The following is a 633-nucleotide window of genomic DNA, read 5'->3' as shown; positions in this document are numbered from 1 at the left end:
GAGGCCCAGAACCAGATGTTTGCCATCGAACTCTTTCATGCACCTAATTTAGCAGAGTCGGCAAGCCGATGGACAGCCGTTTGACAGGGGATAACTGCCCGAGTCCGGGCATGCGAAATGGGCACGCATCTATAATCCTTCTTTACCAACACCAATAAAGACATGACCAAATTTGTCTTCGTCACCGGCGGTGTGGTGTCTTCCCTGGGCAAGGGAATCGCCTCCGCCTCCCTTGCTGCGATCCTCGAATCGCGCGGCCTCAAAGTCACTCTGATCAAGCTCGATCCCTACATCAACGTGGATCCGGGCACCATGTCGCCGTTCCAGCATGGTGAAGTGTTCGTGACGGACGACGGCGCGGAAACCGATCTGGACCTGGGTCATTACGAGCGTTTCATCGAAACGCGCATGAAGCAGTCCAACAACTTCACCACCGGCCGCATCTACCAGAGCGTGCTCGAGAAGGAACGCCGCGGCGACTACCTCGGCAAGACCGTGCAGGTGATTCCGCATATCACCAACGAAATCCAGGACTACATCAAGCGCGGCGCCGGCATCGGCACGGACGACGCTGTCGATGTGGCGATCTGCGAAATCGGCGGCACCGTGGGCGACATCGAGTCCCTGCCCTTC

The 633-nt window shown here is 57.7% G+C and carries 1 pseudogene; it reads left to right on the top strand.

Going from position 1 to position 633, the window contains the following annotated elements:
- Positions 1–162 precede the first annotated feature (162 nt).
- Positions 163–633, top strand: a pseudogene (gene pyrG, locus D3H34_RS33425) (CTP synthetase); the annotation flags it as partial.

This window comes from Acidovorax cavernicola (assembly GCF_003581445.1).
This window is presented reverse-complemented; position numbering and strand designations above follow the sequence as displayed.